General features: G+C 70.4%; 15 protein-coding genes and 1 pseudogene. 11 read left to right on the top strand and 5 right to left on the bottom strand.

What is annotated here, in order from left to right:
- Positions 1-9: 9 nt before the first annotated feature.
- Together ABZ855_RS26725 and ABZ855_RS26720 are read right to left on the bottom strand one after the other, a co-directional pair.
- Positions 10-1254: a hypothetical protein gene (locus ABZ855_RS26725; protein WP_360810954.1), complete on the bottom strand. Its 1245-nt coding sequence runs from the start codon at positions 1252-1254 to the stop codon at positions 10-12.
- A 37-nt stretch (positions 1255-1291) separates the two neighbouring features.
- Positions 1292-2173 (bottom strand): hypothetical protein, encoded by an 882-nt coding sequence (locus tag ABZ855_RS26720; RefSeq protein ID WP_360810952.1) that lies wholly within the window; start codon positions 2171-2173, stop codon positions 1292-1294.
- A 242-nt stretch (positions 2174-2415) separates the two neighbouring features.
- Here ABZ855_RS26720 and ABZ855_RS26715 point away from each other — a divergent pair, with 242 nt between their 5' ends.
- Both ABZ855_RS26715 and ABZ855_RS26710 read left to right on the top strand, forming a co-directional pair.
- The gene (locus ABZ855_RS26715) at positions 2416-2772 is read left to right on the top strand and encodes a PRC-barrel domain-containing protein (RefSeq protein ID WP_360810950.1); all 357 of its coding nucleotides are present in this window, start codon (positions 2416-2418) and stop codon (positions 2770-2772) included.
- A 39-nt stretch (positions 2773-2811) separates the two neighbouring features.
- Entirely contained in the window at positions 2812-2985 is a 174-nt protein-coding gene (locus ABZ855_RS26710) for a hypothetical protein (protein ID WP_360811064.1), read from the top strand.
- A 79-nt stretch (positions 2986-3064) separates the two neighbouring features.
- Here ABZ855_RS26710 and ABZ855_RS26705 read toward each other — a convergent pair whose 3' ends face one another.
- Positions 3065-4072, bottom strand: coding sequence for a LacI family DNA-binding transcriptional regulator (locus ABZ855_RS26705; protein WP_319205832.1), 1008 nt, complete (start codon positions 4070-4072; stop codon positions 3065-3067).
- Between the two features lie 311 nt (positions 4073-4383).
- Between ABZ855_RS26705 and ABZ855_RS26700 the strand changes: the two genes are divergently transcribed.
- From ABZ855_RS26700 to ABZ855_RS26680, 5 genes are all read left to right on the top strand, one after another.
- Positions 4384-5655, top strand: a complete 1272-nt coding sequence (locus tag ABZ855_RS26700; RefSeq protein WP_360810948.1) for an extracellular solute-binding protein — start codon at positions 4384-4386, stop codon at positions 5653-5655.
- Between the two features lie 105 nt (positions 5656-5760).
- Positions 5761-6633: a sugar ABC transporter permease gene (locus ABZ855_RS26695; protein WP_360810946.1), complete on the top strand. Its 873-nt coding sequence runs from the start codon at positions 5761-5763 to the stop codon at positions 6631-6633.
- Positions 6634-6651: 18 nt separating this feature from the next.
- A complete protein-coding gene (locus ABZ855_RS26690; RefSeq protein ID WP_319205835.1) occupies positions 6652-7545 on the top strand; it encodes a carbohydrate ABC transporter permease in 894 nt (297 codons plus the stop codon).
- Positions 7546-7655: 110 nt separating this feature from the next.
- Positions 7656-8525, top strand: coding sequence for a glycoside hydrolase family 43 protein (locus ABZ855_RS26685; protein ID WP_360810943.1), 870 nt, complete (start codon positions 7656-7658; stop codon positions 8523-8525).
- 125 nt (positions 8526-8650) lie between these two features.
- On the top strand, positions 8651-11131 hold the full coding sequence (locus ABZ855_RS26680; RefSeq protein WP_360810941.1) for a carbohydrate binding domain-containing protein: 2481 nt from the start codon (positions 8651-8653) through the stop codon (positions 11129-11131).
- Between the two features lie 108 nt (positions 11132-11239).
- On the opposite strand, the gene ABZ855_RS26675 is transcribed toward ABZ855_RS26680, so the two are convergent.
- A complete protein-coding gene (locus tag ABZ855_RS26675; protein WP_360810939.1) occupies positions 11240-14377 on the bottom strand; it encodes a PA14 domain-containing protein in 3138 nt (1045 codons plus the stop codon).
- 153 nt (positions 14378-14530) lie between these two features.
- The gene (locus tag ABZ855_RS26670) at positions 14531-15856 is read right to left on the bottom strand and encodes a phosphatase PAP2 family protein (RefSeq protein ID WP_360810937.1); all 1326 of its coding nucleotides are present in this window, start codon (positions 15854-15856) and stop codon (positions 14531-14533) included.
- A gap of 295 nt (positions 15857-16151) precedes the next feature.
- Between ABZ855_RS26670 and ABZ855_RS26665 the strand changes: the two are divergent.
- From ABZ855_RS26665 to ABZ855_RS26650, 4 genes and pseudogenes are all read left to right on the top strand, one after another.
- Positions 16152-16761: pseudogene (locus ABZ855_RS26665) on the top strand (NAD(P)H-dependent oxidoreductase).
- A 76-nt stretch (positions 16762-16837) separates the two neighbouring features.
- Positions 16838-17536: a HemK2/MTQ2 family protein methyltransferase gene (locus tag ABZ855_RS26660; RefSeq protein ID WP_360810935.1), complete on the top strand. Its 699-nt coding sequence runs from the start codon at positions 16838-16840 to the stop codon at positions 17534-17536.
- The gene (locus tag ABZ855_RS26655) at positions 17514-17768 is read left to right on the top strand and encodes a CDGSH iron-sulfur domain-containing protein (RefSeq protein ID WP_360810934.1); all 255 of its coding nucleotides are present in this window, start codon (positions 17514-17516) and stop codon (positions 17766-17768) included. Before ABZ855_RS26660 ends, ABZ855_RS26655 begins: the two co-directional genes overlap by 23 nt.
- A complete protein-coding gene (locus ABZ855_RS26650) occupies positions 17765-18856 on the top strand; it encodes an iron-containing redox enzyme family protein (protein WP_360810932.1) in 1092 nt (363 codons plus the stop codon). The genes ABZ855_RS26655 and ABZ855_RS26650 overlap by 4 nt, the downstream gene beginning before the upstream one ends.
- The last annotated feature ends 149 nt before the right edge of the window (positions 18857-19005 follow it).

Below are 19005 nucleotides of genomic sequence, written 5' to 3'. Positions count from 1 at the left end.
TCTCGGCGGTCAGACTCCAGTGCCGCCGAAGTCGGTCCAACCCATGTCGGGGCCGCCGGTGTTGGTGTTGTTGGTGGGTGTTCCCGGGCCGGAGGTATGAGGTGATCCTCGTTGCAGCGCGAAGAGTTCGGGCTCGCCCGGTTCCTCGTGGGGGAGTCTGAAGAGTGCGGCCGTTTCGTCCGGGTCCATGAGGTCGGCCAGGGCCGTCACCGTGGCCGGGTCGCTCAGCCATAGTTGCTGTCCCTCGGACGGTGTTCGCAGGAACGCGGGGACGCCCTGCCAGTACGCCTCCCACTGCCAGTCCCGGTTGACGCCCAGCAGGTTGCCGCAAGCCACCTGGTGTTCCTGCGGGCTCTGCGGGCGCACCACCACCGCCCCGGAGCTCGTCGGCGCCACGGTGTGCGCGATGAGGCCGGTCAGGACGTCGGACACCGGGGCCTCGCCCTCGGCGGCGACCGAGATCCGCGCCCGGTGCAGCCGCCCGGCGCAACGACGCGCGGCCTCCTCGTACAGGCCGTGCGCCTCGCGGGCGAAGGGGTCGCCGGGTACGGGCAGCCCGTACATCGGGTCGGGCCGGCCCGGCACCGCGAGTGTCCCGAACGCCTGCGCGCGCATCGTCAGGCCGGCGGCGAGGCCGGCCGGCGCGGCGCACGGTTCGAGGCACACGCTGATCACCGTACGCCTCGGCTCGGCGGCCAGTTGGGCCCATATCCGGTCCCAGGAAGGGTCGTTGGCGTCGAACCGGGAGACCGTCGTCGCGATGCGTTCCGCTCCCCACGCGCGGGTGAGGGTCCGGCAGGTGATGCGTTTGCGGATCTCCGCGATGGCGCCCCATCCCGGTACGAAGGGGGCGAGCAGCCGTGCGATCTCGTCGGTGTCCTCGACCCGGGTCCCCGTCACATGCGCGGGGAGCCGGGCCAGGGCGGGGAGCGTGTCCCGTACGGCCCGGAGCGCGGCTGCCCGGTCCGCGCCGTACAGCTGGGCTATCAGGACGGTCCCGATCCGTCCGCTCACCGGGTCGCCGGTGAACCGCAAGTCCCAGCGGACGGTGGTGCGTTCGGTCCAAAGGGCCGCGAGCCAGGCCCGCTCGGCGGCGACCCGGTCGGCTCTGCGCCGGGCCTCGGAGAACTCCGGGTAGAGGCCTCCGGGCAGCGGGGCGGGGCTGAGGGAGAAGGCGATGTAGGCCCAGTTCTCCCCGCTGGGGGCGGCACGCAGGAGCACGCCCCGCGCGTCCCCCGGCGCGCCTGCGACCATCCGTTCACTCTCCCCTTCCTGGTCCCGCTCCTTCGTCTCAGGTCCGAGGCTGCGGACCGCCCGGCGGGGGTCCGCCGGCCGGTCCCCACGTCCCCGTGGAACCCACGTCCGGCGGCATCGGCGCGGACTTCGCGTGGTCGGCCCGTACTGGAGGCAGGCCCTGCGGGAAGGCGTAGCTGACGGGAACCACGACCTGGTCCACCGCCGTGGCCAGCCCCTCCCGGCACGCCGCGTGCACTGCCTCACGCATGGCCCGTACGCCCTCCGTACGCATCATGATCCGCTCGGGGCTCAGCCGGCCCATGACGTTCGCGATCAAATCCGACACCCAGCCGCCGATCAGGACGTATCCGCGACGCGAGCGCCACATCTGCCAGCCCAGGTAGAGGCTCGTACCGTACGAGAAGACCGAGACGTAGGCCTGGCACCTGCCCTCGGAGAGCACGAGGCGGCTGCGGACCTGGTCCCGGCCCAGGCCGGTGGCGATGACGCGCTCGGCGCGGTCGACGGGGATGGAGCGCTGCGCGAGCGTCCCCGCGATGGAGACGTACGCGGAGTCGAGGGAGCCGGCCCGGTCCGCCAGCAGGACCCGCCATTCGGCGATCGGTTCGATCATGCGTACGCCGAGCAGGGTCACCCAGAAGGCGACGCCCGAGGCCACGTACGACAGCGCGAACATGAAGGCGAATCCCTCGGCACTGCCCAGGAGCAGGAGGAAGAGCCCGAAGAAGAAGACCGGCAGGAAGGCCAGGAACGAGGCCAGGAAGGCGTAGACGAACAGCTGGAGCAGCAGCCGCCAGCTGACCGAGTCGTCGAGGGAGGTCTCCACCGGGAAGTGCCGCAGGTTCTTGTCGAGATACGCGGCGTTGGCGTCGCCGCCTCTCCATCCGGGCAGGCTCGTGAATCTGTCGTCCGTCATCTGTCCCCCTGAAACGGTCACGGATCCGAGATAGCGAGGACTACCCACCGTGGACGCGCGGTCACCCTCCCGGAGGTCTCGAAATTGCGACAATCCGACTGACGGGACATGGTCGAGACAAGAGTCGAGACAAGAAGTGGGGCGGCACGCATGCCCGGGGCCCCGGAGGGCACCCGGGGTCCCCGTACCCGCGTAGCCGCGTACCGGCATCTCCGCGTCGGGGCCAGACAGGGAGCAGCCGCATGATCCGTCCAGCCGACATCCGTGAGTGGCGCGACCACGACGTGATCGACACGAAGCAGCGCAGGATCGGCATGCTCGAGGCGGTCTACGTGGACACGGCCACCGACGAACCCGCCATGGCCACCGTCCGGACCGGCCTGCCCACCCGCCACCGGCTGGTCTTCGTCCCCCTCGACGACGTGGTCCTCGGACCGGACTACGTGCAGGTCGCCTACGCCAAGGCGCAGGTGCGCGACGCCCCGTCGATCGGGACGGACGACGTGCTGCCGGCCGAGCGGGAGGAGGAGATCTTCCGGCACTACGGCATGCCGTACCAGCCGGGAGCGGGCGGCGAACGTCAGCTCGCGCGCCGCTGAGACCGGCGACCCGTACCCGGCACGGAGGAGGTGGTCGCGGTGATGGCGCTGTTCCTGCTGCTGGTCCTGGTGGCCGTCGTCCTGGGGATCATCGGTGCGGCGGCCTCGGGCCTGGGATATCTCCTGGCCCTCGGCATCGTCGTCTTCGCCGCCGACCTGATCTTCTTCGGGGCCCGGCTGTCCCGGCGGGCGCGGCGGCGGCCTGTGCGCTGACGCCCCTTGGGGCTGCGCCCCCAGACCCCCCTTCGGCCCTGAACAGGGCCTCGTCCTCAAACGCCGGACGGGCTGAGAATCACCGGGGCGGGGCGGTCGAGTTGCGCACCACGAGTTCCGTGCCCACCTCCATGTTCTCCATGAGCAGCCGCTGTCCCTCGATGACGGACAGCAGTGCGCGGGCCGCCTTCTGGCCCATGTCGTGCAGTGGTTGGCGCACCGTGGTCAGTCCGGGGAAGCTCTGCGCCGCCCGCGGCAGGTCGTCGAAGCCGACGACGGAGAAATCGTCGGGCACGGCGAGTCCTCGCGCCCGGGCGGCGTCGATGGCGCCGAGCGCCATCAGGTCGGCACCGCCGACGACCGCCGTCGGGCCGTGGTCGTCGATCAGGCGAGTGGTCGCGCGGAAGCCGCTGGCATAGGAGAAGTCGCACGAGGCGACCAGTCGCTCGTCGACCTCCAGGCCGGCGAGCCGCATCGCGTCCTCGAAGCCCTGGAAGCGGATCGACGTGCTTTCGAGGTCCTCCACACCGCGGAGGTAGCCGATCCGGGTGTGCCCCAGGTCGATGAGGTGCTGCGTGCCCTGGCGCATCCCCTGGTAGTTGTCGACGGTGATCCGGGGAAGCGGTACGTCCACGCGCCGGGGGTCGATGATGACGCAGGGCAGCTTCTGTCTGCGCAGCAGCGTGACCGTGTCGGCCTCCAGGACGGGCGCGATCATGAGCACACCGTCGACGAGGCCGTTGCCCAGGAACTCGATCCGGTCCTTCTCCCGCACCGCGTCGTGGTACGTGGCGTTGACGAGCAGTTCCTGCTCGGCGCCGGCCAGTTCGTCGGCGACGCCGCGCAGGATCTCCAGCCCGTACTGACTGGTGAGGTCCAGGGCGATGAGACCGATGAGCCCGCTGCGGCCGGCCTTGAGGTTGCGGGCCGAGACGTTCGGCCGGTAGCCGAGCCGCGCCGCCACCTCCATGACACGGCGCCGGGTCTCCTCGGAAGCACCCGGTCTGCCGTTGACGACGTTGGACACGGTCATCGCGGAGACACCGGCCTCCTCGGCCACCTGCGCGATGGTCACCCGCCCTGCCACCCGGACTCCTTCTGCCGCGAACGCTCGGGCAACTGTAACGATAAGGCAGCGGTCACGTCAACGAAACATGCCAGCTTCAAGGGACGACAGCGGTCTACTGAACCGGCTGGTCGAGCACCGAAAGTTACTTCTAGATGTCAGCTAAGTTTTGCGTTACAGTCCCCGCAATCGGCAGAAAAGTTCGCCGCAAAATCGGGTCGACCGGTCCCTTTCCGCATGTAGCACCTTCCCCCACACGGAAACCGACCAGCCCGTTCACATCCCTTCAGAGCTGACAAGTCGGTCCGTACCGACGATGGGTGAGGTATGCAATGAAGCGTTCTGGGAGAGGTCTCGCGATCGCCACCACGGTCGCCGCCATGGCGGTCTCACTGGCCGCGTGCGGAGGCAGCGGGTCGTCCGGCACCTCCGCGGACGGCAAGGTGACCCTGCACGTACAGGCCTGGAAGGGCGGCGGCGCGGAGCCGGCGAACGTCGCGGAGATCAACAAGGCGTTCGAGGCGGCCCACCCCGACATCAAGGTCGACTTCGAGTACATCACCGCCAACGACACCTACGTCCAGAAGCTCCAGCCCGAACTGCTCGGCGGCAAGGCCGGCGACGTGATCATGGTCGACACGGACAAGATGAAGAAGTGGGGCGCCTCCGGCTACCTCGCCGACCTGTCCGGGGAGTCATGGGCGAGCGCCATAGCCCCCGACGCCAAGCCGTTCGCGCAGGCCGACGGCAAGACCCTGGCGATGCCGATGGAGCTGATCGGCATCGGGCTGTACGCCAACATGGACCTGCTGAAGAAGGCGGGCGTCACCGAGGTCCCCGCCGACTGGCCGACGTTCCTCGCGGACCTCGCCAAGGTCAAGAAGGCCGGCATCAACCCCATCGCGCTGCCCGACAAGAGCGGCTGGACCGGCAGCTCCGTGTTCCAGGCGAGCGGTTCGACCCTCGTCTACAACAAGAACAAGCAGTGGGACGCCGACTTCCTGGCCGGCAAGACGTCCTTCGACCCGGACTGGAAGGGCCCGCTCGAGCAGCTGAAGACCCTGGAGGACAAGGGGTACGTCAACTGGAAGAACGAGCTCGGCGTCGACGAGTGGGCCCAGGGCCCGCAGGACTTCAGCGCGGGCAAGAGCGCCTTCTGGTACCAGGGCGCGTGGCAGGTCTCCAACGTCAAGAAGGCCGGCTTCCCGGTCTCGTTCGCGCCCTGGCCGGGCGGTGACGCGGGCACCAAGCCCAACAGCATGCTGTTCGCCGGGACGATGTGGGGCGTCAACTCCCAGTCGCAGCACGGCGACGCGGCCCGCGAGTACGTCAAGTTCTGGTCGCAGAGCGAGAACCTCGCCAAGTACCTCGATGCCGAGCACGCCGAGTCCCCGTTCACCGGCGGCACCACCCCGGAGAGCGCCGAGACGACGGCCTTCACCACGGCCTTCAAGGACGGGCGTTACCGCATCCTCCCCTCCAACTCCTGGTACGCGGCAGCCGCCGAGACCGACACCGGCTCCAAGATCCAGGCGTACCTGCTGGGCCAGGCGTCCGCCGCTCAGACGCTGAAGGACATCCAGACCGCGGCGTCCGCGAAGTAACCCAGCCAGCCCACCCCTGGTCTGCCGGGGCGAGGGCCGCGGTCGGTGGCTCCCGGCCGCACCGCCCCCGCCCCGGCCATCCACCAGGCAAGAGGAGGATCCCCCGTGTTCCACCGCCGGCGTGCCACCATGGCCGCCTTCCTGCTCCCGGCGATCGCCGTGTACGGCGTGTTCATGCTGTATCCGCTGGCCCGCGGCATCTACCTGAGCATGACCGACAGCCTCGGCGGACCCATCGCCAACTTCGTCGGCGCCGAGCAGTACCGTGCCATGGCCGACGACCCGAAGGTCACCGCCGCCCTGTGGCACACCGTGCTGTACGCGGCCGTGGTCGTCGTCGTGCAGAACGGCCTCGGGCTGCTCTTCGCGAGCCTCCTGTTCCGCCGCCCCAGGGTCCGCAAGACGCTCAGCGTCGTCCTGCTCACGCCGACCCTGATCTCCCCGGTGATGGCCGCCTTCATCTGGTCGTATCTGTTCGCCCCGACCGGGGGCATCAACGCGCTCCTCGACCTGGTCGGACTGCACGGCCTGAACCACGTCTGGCTGGGCGACACCTCCACCGCGCTCTACTCGGTGGCCGCCGTCAACATCTGGATGTTCACCGGCTACTCCTGCGCGATCTTCCTGGCCAGCTACATGAGCATGCCCACCGAACTGCTGGAGGCGGCGGCACTGGACGGCGCGAGCGGCTGGCGTCGCTTCGTCAGCATCGAGTGGCCCCTGCTCGCCCCCGCGCTCACCGTCAACGTGACGCTCAGCCTCATCGGCTCGCTGAAGGTCTTCGAGTTCCCCCTCGTGCTGACGAACGGCGGCCCGGCCGGCGCCACGGACACCCTGACCCTCCTCGTGTACCGCAATGTCTTCGGCGGCGGGAAGTTCGCCTACGGGGTCGCGCTGTCGGTCGTCCTCCTCGTGACCGTGGTCGTCCTGTCCAGCGCCACCTCCTCCCTGCTCCGGCTCCGCGAACGACGCATCTGAGAACGACGGATCGCCACCATGACTTCAGACATCTCCGCCCCGCCCACCGGAACCCGGCCCGCTCCCACGGGCGCGACCCCGCCCCACCCGCTGCGCCGCCTCCTCGGCGGGCTCGGCACCGTCCTGCTCTGCCTGGGAACCCTGCTGTTCGTCCTGCCGTTCCTCTTCACGGTCGTCACCTCGCTGCGCACGGCGGCGGACGTGGCCCGATCCCCCCTGGGCATCCCGCATTCGCTGACCCTGAAGAACTTCACCGACGCGTTCAGCCAGATCCACTACGGGCGGAGCACCCTCAACACCCTGCTCATCACCGGGCTCTCCTGCCTGGCCATCACCGTGATCGGCTCACTCGCCAGCTATCCGCTGGCCCGGATCACCCAGCACTGGTCCACCGCGCTGTACCGGCTGTTCATCCTGGGCACGTCGATCCCGGTGTTCGTCGTGGTGGCGCCCCTGTACCTGCTGATGCGCGACCTCAACCTGCTGGACAGCTACGCGGGCGTGGTCTTCATCTACACGGCCCTGTACCTGCCTGTCGCCGTGTTCTTCTACACCAGCTTCATCCGCTCCATCCCGGTGGACCTGGAGGAGGCGGCCTCGCTCGACGGCTGCGGAGCCTTCCGGACGTTCTTCACGATCATCCTGCCGCTGCTGCGGCCGGTCACCAGCACGATGCTGACCTTCGTCGCCCTGCAGGTCTGGAACGACCTGGTGGTGCCCCTGGTGTTCCTCCAGGACCCGGACAAGCGGACCGTCATGGTCAACGCGTACTCGTTCATCGACCCGCACACCGTGCAGCCGACGACCCTGTTCCCCGCCGCCCTGCTGGGTGTCCTGCCGCTGCTGCTGATCTTCGTCTTCCTCCAGCGCCAGGTGGTCGCCGGCATGTCCGCCGGAGCGGTCAAGTCCTGATCCGCCGGTCGGCGGCCCCGCGTCACCCCTCACCAGTACCCAGGTCACCCGACCGACCCCACCGTCCAGGGGCACCCGCGCCCCGACGTCCCGGAAGGACCATCCCACCGATGTACGTGGTCTCATACTTCACCGACGCCGACGAGGCACTGCACCTCGCCTACAGCCACGACGGCGAGGAATTCGCAGCGGTGAACGAGGGGCGGCCCGTTCTACGGGGCACGGTCGGCACCGGCAGACTGCGCGACCCGTTCATCGGGGTGGGCCCCGACGGTCTGTTCCATCTGCTGGCCACCGACGGCTGGACGAGCCCCTGCATCGTGCACGCCACCTCGGCCGACCTGCTGACCTGGTCGCCCCAGGAACTCGTCCCGGTGATGGCCGGTGTCGAGGGAGCCCACAACGCCTGGGCCCCCGAGTTCTTCCTGGACCGCGCGACCGGGCTGTACCACCTCATCTGGTCGTCGGTCGTGGAGGCCGGGAGCACGGCCGAGGGCCGCGACTACGAGCACATCGGCCAGGACCACCGCATCTGGCACTGCAGCACTGAGGACTTCCGCACCTTCTCCGCCCCGAGTCTCTTCTTCGACCCCGGGCACTCGGTCATCGACGCGACCGTGCGCGAGGCGGACGGCGGCGGATTCCTCATGGCCTTCAAGGACGAACGCGGCACCAACGACCTCGCCACCCCCCACAAGGACATCCACCTGATCTCCTTCGACACCCCCGGAGGCCCCTACGCCTCCTCCCGGGGGCCGGTCACCCCCTCGGTGGTGGAAGGCCCGTCAATCTTCCGCCGCGACGACGAGCTGGTCATGATCTACGACCACTTCCTCGAAGGAAGGTACGGGGCCTCCCGCAGCAAGGACGGCGTGGTCTGGGAGCCCGTCGACCTGGCGCTGCCGCCGGGCATGCGCCACGCCTCCGTACTCGAGACGTCAATCCCTGCTTCCCTCCCGGCGTCACTCCCGACCCGCTGAGGCGCCCCGCCACAGATTCCGGGCGGAGTTTTCGGACGGGGTTCGCCTCGGCCCGCCCGGTGCAAAAAGCCCCGCGTCGCAGCCCGCGACCCGGAGGACTCATTCACCCAGCAAGGAGCGCCGCAATGAAGCGTCGCAGATCGGACCGCCCCGGCCTCAGGGCGTCCCGCGTCCTCACCCTGCTCGCCACGCTGGCGGGCGCCCTCCTCCTCCCGGCTCCTTCCGCCATGGCGGCCGGCAGCACCTACTACGTCGACTGCTCGGCCGCGACCAACGGCACCGGCACCCAGGCCAGCCCCTGGAACTCGGTGACCAGCGTCAACAACACCACCTTCGGGGCGGGCGACAACATCCTCTTCGCCACCGGCACCACATGTTCCGGCCAGCTCACCCCGCAGGGCTCGGGCGCCTCCGGCAGCCCCATCACCATGGGCTCCTACGGCACCGGCGCCAAGCCGGTCATCAACGCGGGCGGCGCCACCGGTCCCGTCATCCACCTGCTCAACCAGCAGTACTGGGAGATCGGCGGCCTGGAACTCACCAACCCGGCCGCGTCACCCGCGTACCGCTCGGGCGTCCTCGCCGAGAACAGCTCCGGCGGCGTCCTGCACCACATCCGGGTGCACGACATGAACATCCACCACATCAGCGGCTGGTCGGGCGGCTGGTACGCCACGAACGCGGGCGTCGGCGTCCAGACCGACCACACCACCCCCGTCTCCACCTGGGACGACGTGGTCGTCGAGAACAACACCTTCGACCACGTCGACCGGATCGCCGTCGCTGTCACCCCGGACGGGGACGGCCAGGGCACCGGCCAGACCACGGGCACGGTCATCCGCGGCAACACCATGACCTACGACGGCGCGGACGACATCCTCGTCGTCAAGAACGACGGCGCCCTCATCGACGGCAACAAGGCCGGCTACGGCGGCGCGAAGGCCACCTGCCCGCCCTCCGGCCAGTACTGCAACGGCGCCTCGGCCGGTATCTGGATGTCCGGCAGCAACGACACCGTCGTCCAGAACAACGAGGTCTACTGCCACGTCAACGGCGCCGACGGCACCGGCTACGACGTCGACTGGGGCAACCACAACACCACGTTCCAGTACAACTACAGCCACCAGAACCTCGGCGGCTTCATGCTGATCATGCCGCCCTTCTCCATCGCCAACGAGCCCACCTCGACCGTCCCCAGCGACGGCACGGTGATCCGCTACAACATCAGTGAGAACGACGGCACCAACGCGGGCTGCCCCGCCGCCGGCACCCCGACCCACGGCACGGGCGTCTTCCACCTCGTCGGCAACATCCCCAACAAGAGCGGCAGTTCGGTCGCCGTTCCGCTGATCTACAACAACAGCATCTACGCCAACCAGAGCGGTCTGAACACCCCGATCCTGTACTCGCGCAAGGGCGGCAGCGTCACCGGCACCCTGTCGTTCCGCAACAACGCGGTGTTCAACTACGGCACCGGCGGCTACTTCACCACCAGCTCCGGATCCGTCTACTCCAACAACCTCTTCTACGGCACCCACCCGTCCTCCGAGCCCGCCGACTCGGCCAAGGTCGTCACCGACCCCGAGTTCCGCAACCCGGGCAACATCAACACCTCCTCCTCGTACACCGGTACCGCCGCCTACCAGGTCCACCCCTCCTCCCCGGTGATCCGGGCCGGTGCGGTCATCAGCGGCAACGGCGGCAAGGACGCCTTCGGCAACACCGTCTCCGCGACGGCCGCGCCCAACATCGGCGCCGACAACGGCACCGGCGGCAACCTCGTCTCCAACGCCGGTTTCGAGAGCGGCGCGATGAGCCCCTGGACCAACAGCGGCGCCGCCCCGTCCGTCACCTCCTCGGGCGCCCGCACCGGCGGCTACGCGCTGACCACCCAGGCCAGCGGCAGCGGCGCCAACCAGAACCTGACCGGCCTCAGCCCCAACACCACCTACCTGCTGACCGGTTGGGCCAAGGTGGCGAACGCCGGGGAGACCCTCGCGATCGGCGTCAAGAACTACGGCGGCACGGAGACCTTCACCAACGTCGCCACGACGTCGTACTCCCAGGCCGCGGTGCTGTTCACCACGGGCGGCTCCAACACCTCGGCCCTGGTCTACTGCTGGAAGAACACCGGCGGCACCGGCACCGGCAACTGCGACGACCTCGCGGTGGAAAAGATCTCCACCCCGTCCAACGTCCTGACCAACGCGGGCTTCGAGACCGGCTCCCTCAGCCCGTGGACCCGCAGCGGCAGCGGCGCCCAGTCCAACGCGGTCGCCTCCAACGCCCGCACCGGCACCTACTCGCTGCAGACCGGCGCCGCCACGAGCGGTGTCGAGCAGTCCGCCTCGGGTCTCACCTCCGGCGCCACCTACCTGCTGACCGGCTGGGCCAAGGTCGCGACCGGTGGTGAGCAGGTCGCCGTCGGCGTGAAGGGCTTCGGCGGCACCGAGACCTATCTGCGCACCTCGAGCACCGCCTACGCCCAGCAGCCCGTCTTCTTCACCACCGGGAGCGGCAACACCTCGGCGGCGGTCTACTGCTACAAGGACGCGGGTTCCGCGGCCGGTTACTGCGACGACTACTCCCTGATCAAGCTCTCCTGACGGCGTCCGACCCTTGAGGAGAAAGGTTTCTCCATAGCTTTTCCTCATAGCGCCGCCCCGCCGCCCTTCAGGGCGGCGGGGCGGCTGAGCGAACCGGCCGATACGGCGTCAGCGCGAGGCCGACACCCCCGGCCGCGTTCCCGGGACGGTGGCGTGGCCGAGCTGTTCGTTGTACTCGCCGTGCCAGGCGTAGACGTGCACCCGGTAGTACGAGGTCGTGCCGGCCGGCGCGGTCGTGTCCAGGTAGGACACCGCGTCGCCGGGCACGGTGGAGGTCAGTTCGTCCCACACCTGGGTGGTGGTGTTCCAGCGCTGGACCGCCACCGAGGTCGGTTCCGCGCACGGTGACCACTGGCAGGTCCACTCCCAGCTCAGCTGCACACCGTCCGCCGAGCCGTTCGCGGCCAGGGTCATGGAGGCGCCGTAGCCGTTGCCGATCCACGGGAGCACCGCCGCCTCGGAACGCACACCGTCGGCGTTCACGGCGATCACCGCGTAGTAGGCGCCGGTGGAGGGGTAGAGGCCGTCGGTGTCGATGACGGTGGTGGCGGTCACGGGCTGGTCCTGGACCCGGGGGCCCGGGTGGGCGGGGTCGGTCCAGTACCGGTGGACGATGTACCCGGTGGCGCCGGGGACCGGCTGCCAGGACAGGATCACGGCGGCGCCGTCCGCCCGTCCGGTCAGCCCGGCGGGCCGGGCGGGACGCGTGACGTCGGCGGCGTACGGGCGCAGCGCGCATTCGGTGTCGGAGAAGCCCGAGCGGTTGCCCACCGCGTCCACGGCGACGGTCCGGTAGCAGGTGGGCGTGCCGGCCGGGGCGGTCGGGTCGGTCCACTGCAGGGTCGTACCGGGGACGTCGCCGCTCTTGATGAACACGGCGTCGGTCTCGGTGCGGCGCCACACCTCGTAGCTCGCCGCGGTGGGGTCGTTGGAGTTCCAGGTCAGCCGGATGCCGTCGGTGGCAGCCGCCGAGGCCGGTCGCTCCGGTTGCTGCGGGGCGGGGCCGGGGTATTCGGGGACGTCGATCCAGAGCGGGTCGCTGTAGTTGCCCACGAAGCCACGCACCGAGAGGCAGTAACGGGCTCTGCGGTACGGCTCGGTGTCCAGGTAGTACGAGTTGGCCGTCTCGAAGGTGTAGGTGTTCCGCTCGCACGCACCGCCGTACGTCGTGCGGTACAGGTAGTAGAGATAGACCTCGGACGGCGGGGAGTCGTTCCAGTCGAGCAGGAGGCCGTTGTCGTCGCGGGTGGCCGTCAGGCCGGTGGGCGTGGGCGGCTTGGGCAGCGGCGGGGCCGGGCGCTTGAGCCGCACCACGGTGCCGGAGGAGCGGTTGCCCGACTGGTCGACCGCGACGACCCGGTAGTACGGGGTGGCGTCGGCGGCGATCGGCCCGTCGGTGAGCGTGCAGCGCACCCGGTCCTCGTAGTCGGGCACGCCGGCGCACTGGGGTGTGCGGGCGCTGCCGGAATCGGTGAACGGGCCGTCGGCGTTCGCGCTGCGGGTGATCTGGTAGCCGGCGAAGTCCTGCTCGTAGCCCGGCCAGCCGTTGGTGGTCCAGGTCAGGGTGGCGGTGGTGCCGTCCGTGGGGGCGGTGACCTCGGGTGCGCCGGGCGCGGCGGGCGGGGTGGTGTCCGGCGGCAGCGGGCGGCTGACGGAGACCGGCGCGGTCCAGGCCGAGTACGTGCGCGGTGTGTCGGCGTCGACGGTCTTGCCGACGGCGCGCACCCGGTAGTGACGCGTGCCGCCCGCGGGCAGGCCGGTGTCGACGAACCACGGCAAGGTGCGGGGGGTGTCGGCGTCGACGAGCAGGTCCCAGGGGCCGGAGGCCGAGGAGGCGGACTGCACCTGGTAGCCGGCGGTCAGGCCGTGCACGGGGCTGCCGAGCGGGTTGGCGGTCCAGTCCAGCACGGCCTTGTCCTCGCTCGACGAGCCCATGAGCCCGGTAGGGCGCTGCGGCGGGTACAGCCCCGTGTCGGGGCGCAGCGCGGAGGCGATGTTCCGGGCGTACTCACCGGGTTCGGTGGTGGCCGGTGCGGACTCGTTGCCCGCCGTGTCGACGGCCGTCACCTTGTAGTACGCGGTGACGCCGATCGGGGCGCCCTTGTCGGAGTAGCCGTTGTCCTGGACCACGCCGGCGTCGGCGCTGCGGATCCTGGTCCAGGGGCCGCCGGGCGCCGTGGCGCGGTAGACGTGGTAGCCGGCGAAGGCGTCCCGGTTGCTGAAGTCGTCGTCCCAACTCGGGCCCCAGCTGAGGAAGTTCTCGCCGAGGTCGTCGCCGGAGTCGGGTACGCCGTTGCCGTTGAGGTCGATGTCGCCGTAGCCGTCGGCGCCCAGGATGTCGGGGGCGCGCGGCGGGGTCCTGTCGGCCGGAACCGCCGAGACATTGGCCGAGGCGCGGGACTGGTTGCCGGTGCGGTCCACGGCGGTGACGGCGAACCAGTACTTGGTGCCGTTGCGCAGTCCGGTCGAGGTGAACGAGGTGCCGGTCAGCAGGGCGGAGCCGCTGATCCGGTGCGCGGTGTCGATCGCCACGGGGGTGCTGGTGGAGCGGTAGACGCGGTAACCGGCCAGGTCCGCCTCGGCGTTGCGGGCCCAGCTGACTGTGGCCCGGGTGTCACCGGACACCGCCTTCGCGGAGCCGGGGGCCAGCGGGGCGGTCCGGTCCGGAGTGGTCGGGGCGAGGGTGACGGCGACGTTGGCGGCGCCCGTGACGGCCGCGTAGTCGACCCGCACGGTGTGCTTCCCGGCGGGCACGGTCACCTTGACGCTCGCGCGCTGGGTGGTGGTGTAGTCACGCCACAGGTCGACATGACGCTTGCCGTCGATCCAGACCCGGACACCGTCCTGGGCCGCGGTCTTCAGCAGGAACGGTCCGCCCCCGCCGAAGTTCCGGCTCATCGTCCAGCGGACGCCGAAGCGGTCGTTGGGCAGGGATATGCCGGCGGGGTGGCCGCTGCCCCAGTTCTCGCCGATCGCCTTGTCGCACAGGGTCTTGCGGGGTGTGCCGGTGAGCGTGGTGTTGGGGTAGTAGTTGGCCTTCCACACCCCGTCGGCGCAGCTCACGGCCGCGACGGGAGCGGCGGTGTCCGGCCGGGGCTGGGCCTGGACCTGGGGCGGGCTCTGCACCGTACCGGCGAGGAGCGCGGCCGCCGCGGTGGCGGTGACCGGCCACAGCAGCCGGTGCGGTGTCCGGGCTTCGGACTGCGATGCCCGGGCTTCGGACTGCGGGGGAACGGGTCTGCCCATGCGGGGCGTCATCCTTCCTCAGGCCCGGGCAGCACCTACCTACGGCATGACGGATCGGATGGTTCCCCCGGGTGATCACTGTGTCTGCCACGCGATGATGTCACGCGAACAAGTATTCGTAATCGAAATCGTGCGGAACCCGTACACCCACTTTCAGACCAGCTCGAGTCGCCCCTCCGGCCGCCGTTCCGGGGTGGATTCCGGGTCCCATTTCCTGGTGGTCCGTATGTAGCCGTCTATCACCGAGAGCATCGCCAGGATGACCAGGGGCCCGAACACCCAGGGATGCTCGGCCATCTCCATCGGCAGGAAGCGGTACGCCAGCAGCAGCGCCGCGAAGACCGTCACCCCGTGCGCGACGAGCTGTATCGCCGAGCGGTCCCAGCCGCGTGCGAACGAGCGCACGGCCACCTCGACCGTCAGCGCGAACACCACGCCGGCGACGAGGTCCGCGCCGTAGTGGTAGCCGAAGCCGAGCGTCGCGCTGAGCGTGGCCACCAGCCAGAACGTGCCCGCGAACCGCATGAACCTCGGGCCCTTCCGGGAGTGCAGGAAGATCGCGGTCGCCCACGCCGTGTGCAGGCTGGGCATGCAGTTGCGGGGTGTGATGTCGTCGTACGTCATCGGCTGCGGGGCGGTGATCGGCAGGTGCGTGTCCGGCCACAGGTAGGCCACCGCCCAGTGTCCGCCGCCGGTGCCGAAGGCGCCGTTGCCGTAGGCGAAGACCGGTCCGACCACCGGGAAGACCATGTAGACGGCCGGCCCGAGGAGGCCGATCGCCAGGAAGGTGCGCACCACGTGGTGGCTCGGGAACCGGCGCTCGGCCGCGACGTTGCGCAGCTGGTACAGCGCGACGAGGACTGCGGCCACGGCGAGCTGGATGTAGACCCAGTCGAGAATGTGGGAGCCGACCGGGCCGACGGCCCTGAGGACCCGGCCCATCAGCCAGGACGGATCGCCCAGCGCGTGATCGGCGACCGCCACGTACTGGTCGAGCACCACCGGGCGGGTCTTCGCCGTGATCAGCAGCCAGGTGTCGCCCGCCTTGCGGCCGGCCACCAGCAGCAGGCCGAGCCCGACGCCCTTCAGCAGCAGGAGCCGTTCATCGCCCGCCCGGCGCGTCACGGCGACGACCGCCCAGCCCAGCATCACCCACAGTGCGCCGTTGCCGAAGAAGTGGCTGCCGCCCACCAGGGCCCCGGCCGCCCAGCGCACCAGCAGGAAGAGGATGTCGATGCCGATGGCGACGCCGAGGGAGATGAACCGTTGCCGCCAGGTGAGCACGACCATCATCAACGCCATGCTGGCGTACAGCAGCGGCCCCGACTTGGGGGCGAACACGACTTCCTGCAGCTGGTTGGTGATCGGTCCCGGCAGCCCGTAGTGACGAGCGGAGAACTCCAGCGCGATCAGGAAGCCGACGAGCACCACACCGGCGAGGAGCCAGGGGTTTGTTCGCGAGAATATTCGTGGCGGCATTTGTCGCTTCCGGATCGATTTGCCGGTTTTCTACTGGTCAGTCGTTCTCCCGGCATTAGGAAGATGGTTGGACAACCGTACGGGTTCCCCCGGGCGATCCCCGGGGGGAATTGTTCCAGAGAGTGGACACCTGTTGGTGGGGAGGTCCGGCGGCGGCCCTCGGCGACTTCCCGGGGAAACGCACGGACACGTTCGTCGACCGTTACGTCCGCTGTCGACGGGTACTCGTGGTGCGCTGCCGGCTCCGTCCGCGCAGTGGACCGTCTGACCGTCCGTCCCCTACGTCGGAGCGATCGTGCGAGCACTCGTCGTCAACTGCACCCTCAAGAAATCCCCTGAGCCCTCCAACACCGAGGCGCTGGCCGCCGTGGTCGCGGAGCGGCTCTCCGGGCTCGACGTGGAGGTGGACTTCGTACGCGCCGTCGACCTCCATCTCGCCCCCCGGCGTCGTCACCGACGCGGGCGGCGGGGACCAGTGGCTCCAGGTCCACGCGAAGCTCCTGGAGTCGGAGATCCTGATCGTCGCCTCGCCCACCTGGCTGGGCAGGCCGTCCTCGGTTGCGCAACGCGTGCTGGAGCGGATGGACGCGATGCTGTCCGAGACGGACGACGAGGAGCGCCCCGTCGCCTACAACCGCGTGGCCGGGGTGGTGGTCACCGGCAACGAGGACGGCGCGCACCACGTCATCAGCGAGATCTCCGGGGCCCTCGCGGACATCGGCTACACGATTCCCGGCCAGGCGTGGACGTACTGGCACCTGGGCCCGGGGCCGGGGCCCGACTACCTGGAGGAGCGGCGGGGCCGCGATTGGGCGCACAGCACCGGTCGCGCCATGGCCGACAACCTGCACGGCGTCGCCCGGGCGCTGGACGCGCGCCCGCTGCGGGCACCGGGCTCGGACTGAGAGTGCTGAGAGTGCTGAGAGTGCTGAGAGACCGAGAGGCTGAGAGACCGAGAGGCTGAGAGGTTGTGAGGTTCCCATGACAGTCGAAGCCGAATCCCTCACCGCCGCCCCCGGCCGGCTCCGCTGCTGGGTCCCCCGGGGCGTGTACGCGCCGCAGACCGACACCCGGCTGCTGCGGCGGGCGATCCGCCGCGAGGGCATCACCGCCCGGACGGACGTACTGGACCTGGGCACCGGAAGCGGGCTCCTCGCCGTCGAGGCGGCCCGGCTCGGCGGCCGGGTCACCGCCGTCGACATCTCCTGGCGGGCGCTCGCCACCACCCGGCTGAACGCCCTGCTCAACGGCCAGTCCCTGCGGGTACGCCACGGCGACCTGGCGTCCGCCGTACCGGGGCGCCGCTTCGACCTGGTGATCACCAACCCGCCGTACGTGCCCGCCCCGGACCCCGAGCCGCCACGGGGACTCGCCCGGGCCTGGGACGCCGGGAAGGACGGCCGGCAGCTGATCGACCGCATCTGCGACACCGCGCCGACGGTCCTCCGCCCCGACGGGGCCCTGCTGATCGTCCACTCGCACCTGTGCGGCGTCGATGCGACGCTGGCCAGGCTGGAGAAGGCCGGCCTGCGCGCGGAGGTCGTGGACCGGGCCCGGCTGCCGTACGGCCGTGTGCTGCGTTCACGGCTCGCCTGGCTGCGGGAGCAGGTGCTGACGGCCGACGACGACGGTACGACAGAGGAGCTGGTGGTGATCCGTGCCGAACACGCCCACACCTGAACGTCCCCGCCGTGTCCGCGTCCAGCGCGACGGCCCCCTGCTGATCGAGGGGCCGGTGGAGGTGGTCGGCGAGGACGGCGAGGTGACCGTCTCCGACCGCTTCACCGTGGCGGTCTGCACCTGCCGGCGCAGCCGTGAGTTCCCCTGGTGCGACACCAGCCACCGCGCCCGCCGCCGTACACCGCCCGCGTCGTCGGACACCGGGCGGGCCGCGAAGGGAGATGCCGTATGACCGCCTCCCCCACCCTGACCTCCCGGCCGCAGTCCCGGCTGCGGCCCCCGCCGCTGCCCGAGGCACGCGGCCCCATCTCCGCCGCCGTGACGGACCTCCTGCGGGGGTCGGCCGCCGGAAGCGCGCTGGCGGCCGTGCCGCCCCTCGACGCCTGTTCCCCGTACGGCGACGACCTGCAGCTCGCCCTCTACGTCCTCTACGAGCTGCACTACCAGGGCTTCCAGGACGTGCCGGACAGCCTGGAATGGGACAGCGGCCTGCTGGCCCATCGCGCCACGCTGGAGAACCGCTTCCTGGGCGCACTGCGCAGGGACGTACCGATCGACGCCACCGAGACAGCCGAACAGGCGCTCGACGAACTTCAACTCGAACCGATCGGCGATGACGGCGGCACCAGCGTCTCGCACTTTCTTCGAGACGAAGGCAGCATCGAACATCTGCGCGCCTACGCGGCGCTGCGCTCGCTCTACCACCTCAAGGAAGCGGACCCGCACGCCTGGGTCCTCCCCCGGCTGCACGGCCGCGCCAAGGCGGCCATGGTCGCGGTGGAGTTCGACGAGTTCGGCGGTGGCCGCGCCGAGGAGATCCACGCGCAGCTGTTCGCCGACCTGATGGCGGACCTGGGGCTGGACACCACGTACGGCCACTATGTCGACGCCGCCCCGGCCGAGGCCCTGGCCACCGTGAACCTGATGTCCCTGTTCGGCCTGCACCGGGCGCTGCGCGGGGCGCTCGTCGGCCACTTCGCGGCCGTCGAGGTGACATCGTCCCCTGGCTCACGCCGCCTGGCCGAGGCGATGCGCCGAGTGGACGCGGGCCCGGCGGCGGTCCGCTTCTACACGGAACACGTGACGGCGGACGCGGTCCACGAGCAGGTCGTACGCCACGAGGTCGTGGGCGGCCTCCTGGAGTCCGAACCCGACCTGGACGCCGACGTGGTGTTCGGCGTCCACGCGACGACGTATCTCGAGGAACGCCTGGCAGCCGGCCTGCTGGCCGCCTGGCGCAGGGGCGGGACGGGCCTGCGCGACGCCGGCACGGATGCGCTCGACGGGCAGGTGCCCGGCGCCGACCGCCCCTCGCCCTGACACCCCGCCCAACACCCTGCGGCAAAGGGTCCCCCGGCGGGAGCGGCGGTCGGCCTCGCACGCCGAGCGACCGCACCCTCGAGCCCCCGTCAGCCGGGGGCAGCGCGGCTGCGTACCGTCCGCCGCGCGGAGGCACCTCGGCGGCCGTC

Origin of the sequence: Streptomyces sp. NPDC047042, from assembly GCF_040644035.1 — a bacterium.
GTDB lineage: Bacteria > Actinomycetota > Actinomycetes > Streptomycetales > Streptomycetaceae > Streptomyces.
The sequence above is the reverse complement of the archived record's forward strand: the minus strand, read 5'-3'. Positions and strand labels throughout refer to the sequence as shown.

Bases quoted from the DNA above. Each gene is read 5' to 3' on its own strand.
- ABZ855_RS26680 (WP_360810941.1), top strand. From the start codon at position 8,651: ATGAAGCGTCGCAGATCGGACCGCCCCGGCCTCAGGGCGTCCCGCGTC.
- ABZ855_RS26650 (WP_360810932.1), top strand. From the start codon at position 17,765: ATGACCGCCTCCCCCACCCTGACCTCCCGGCCGCAGTCCCGGCTGCGG.
- ABZ855_RS26685 (WP_360810943.1), top strand. From the start codon at position 7,656: ATGTACGTGGTCTCATACTTCACCGACGCCGACGAGGCACTGCACCTC.
- ABZ855_RS26690 (WP_319205835.1), top strand. From the start codon at position 6,652: ATGACTTCAGACATCTCCGCCCCGCCCACCGGAACCCGGCCCGCTCCC.
- ABZ855_RS26670 (WP_360810937.1), bottom strand. From the start codon at position 15,856: ATGCCGCCACGAATATTCTCGCGAACAAACCCCTGGCTCCTCGCCGGT.
- ABZ855_RS26660 (WP_360810935.1), top strand. From the start codon at position 16,838: ATGACAGTCGAAGCCGAATCCCTCACCGCCGCCCCCGGCCGGCTCCGC.
- ABZ855_RS26715 (WP_360810950.1), top strand. From the start codon at position 2,416: ATGATCCGTCCAGCCGACATCCGTGAGTGGCGCGACCACGACGTGATC.
- ABZ855_RS26720 (WP_360810952.1), bottom strand. From the start codon at position 2,173: ATGACGGACGACAGATTCACGAGCCTGCCCGGATGGAGAGGCGGCGAC.
- ABZ855_RS26675 (WP_360810939.1), bottom strand. From the start codon at position 14,377: ATGGGCAGACCCGTTCCCCCGCAGTCCGAAGCCCGGGCATCGCAGTCC.
- ABZ855_RS26725 (WP_360810954.1), bottom strand. From the start codon at position 1,254: ATGGTCGCAGGCGCGCCGGGGGACGCGCGGGGCGTGCTCCTGCGTGCC.
- ABZ855_RS26700 (WP_360810948.1), top strand. From the start codon at position 4,384: ATGAAGCGTTCTGGGAGAGGTCTCGCGATCGCCACCACGGTCGCCGCC.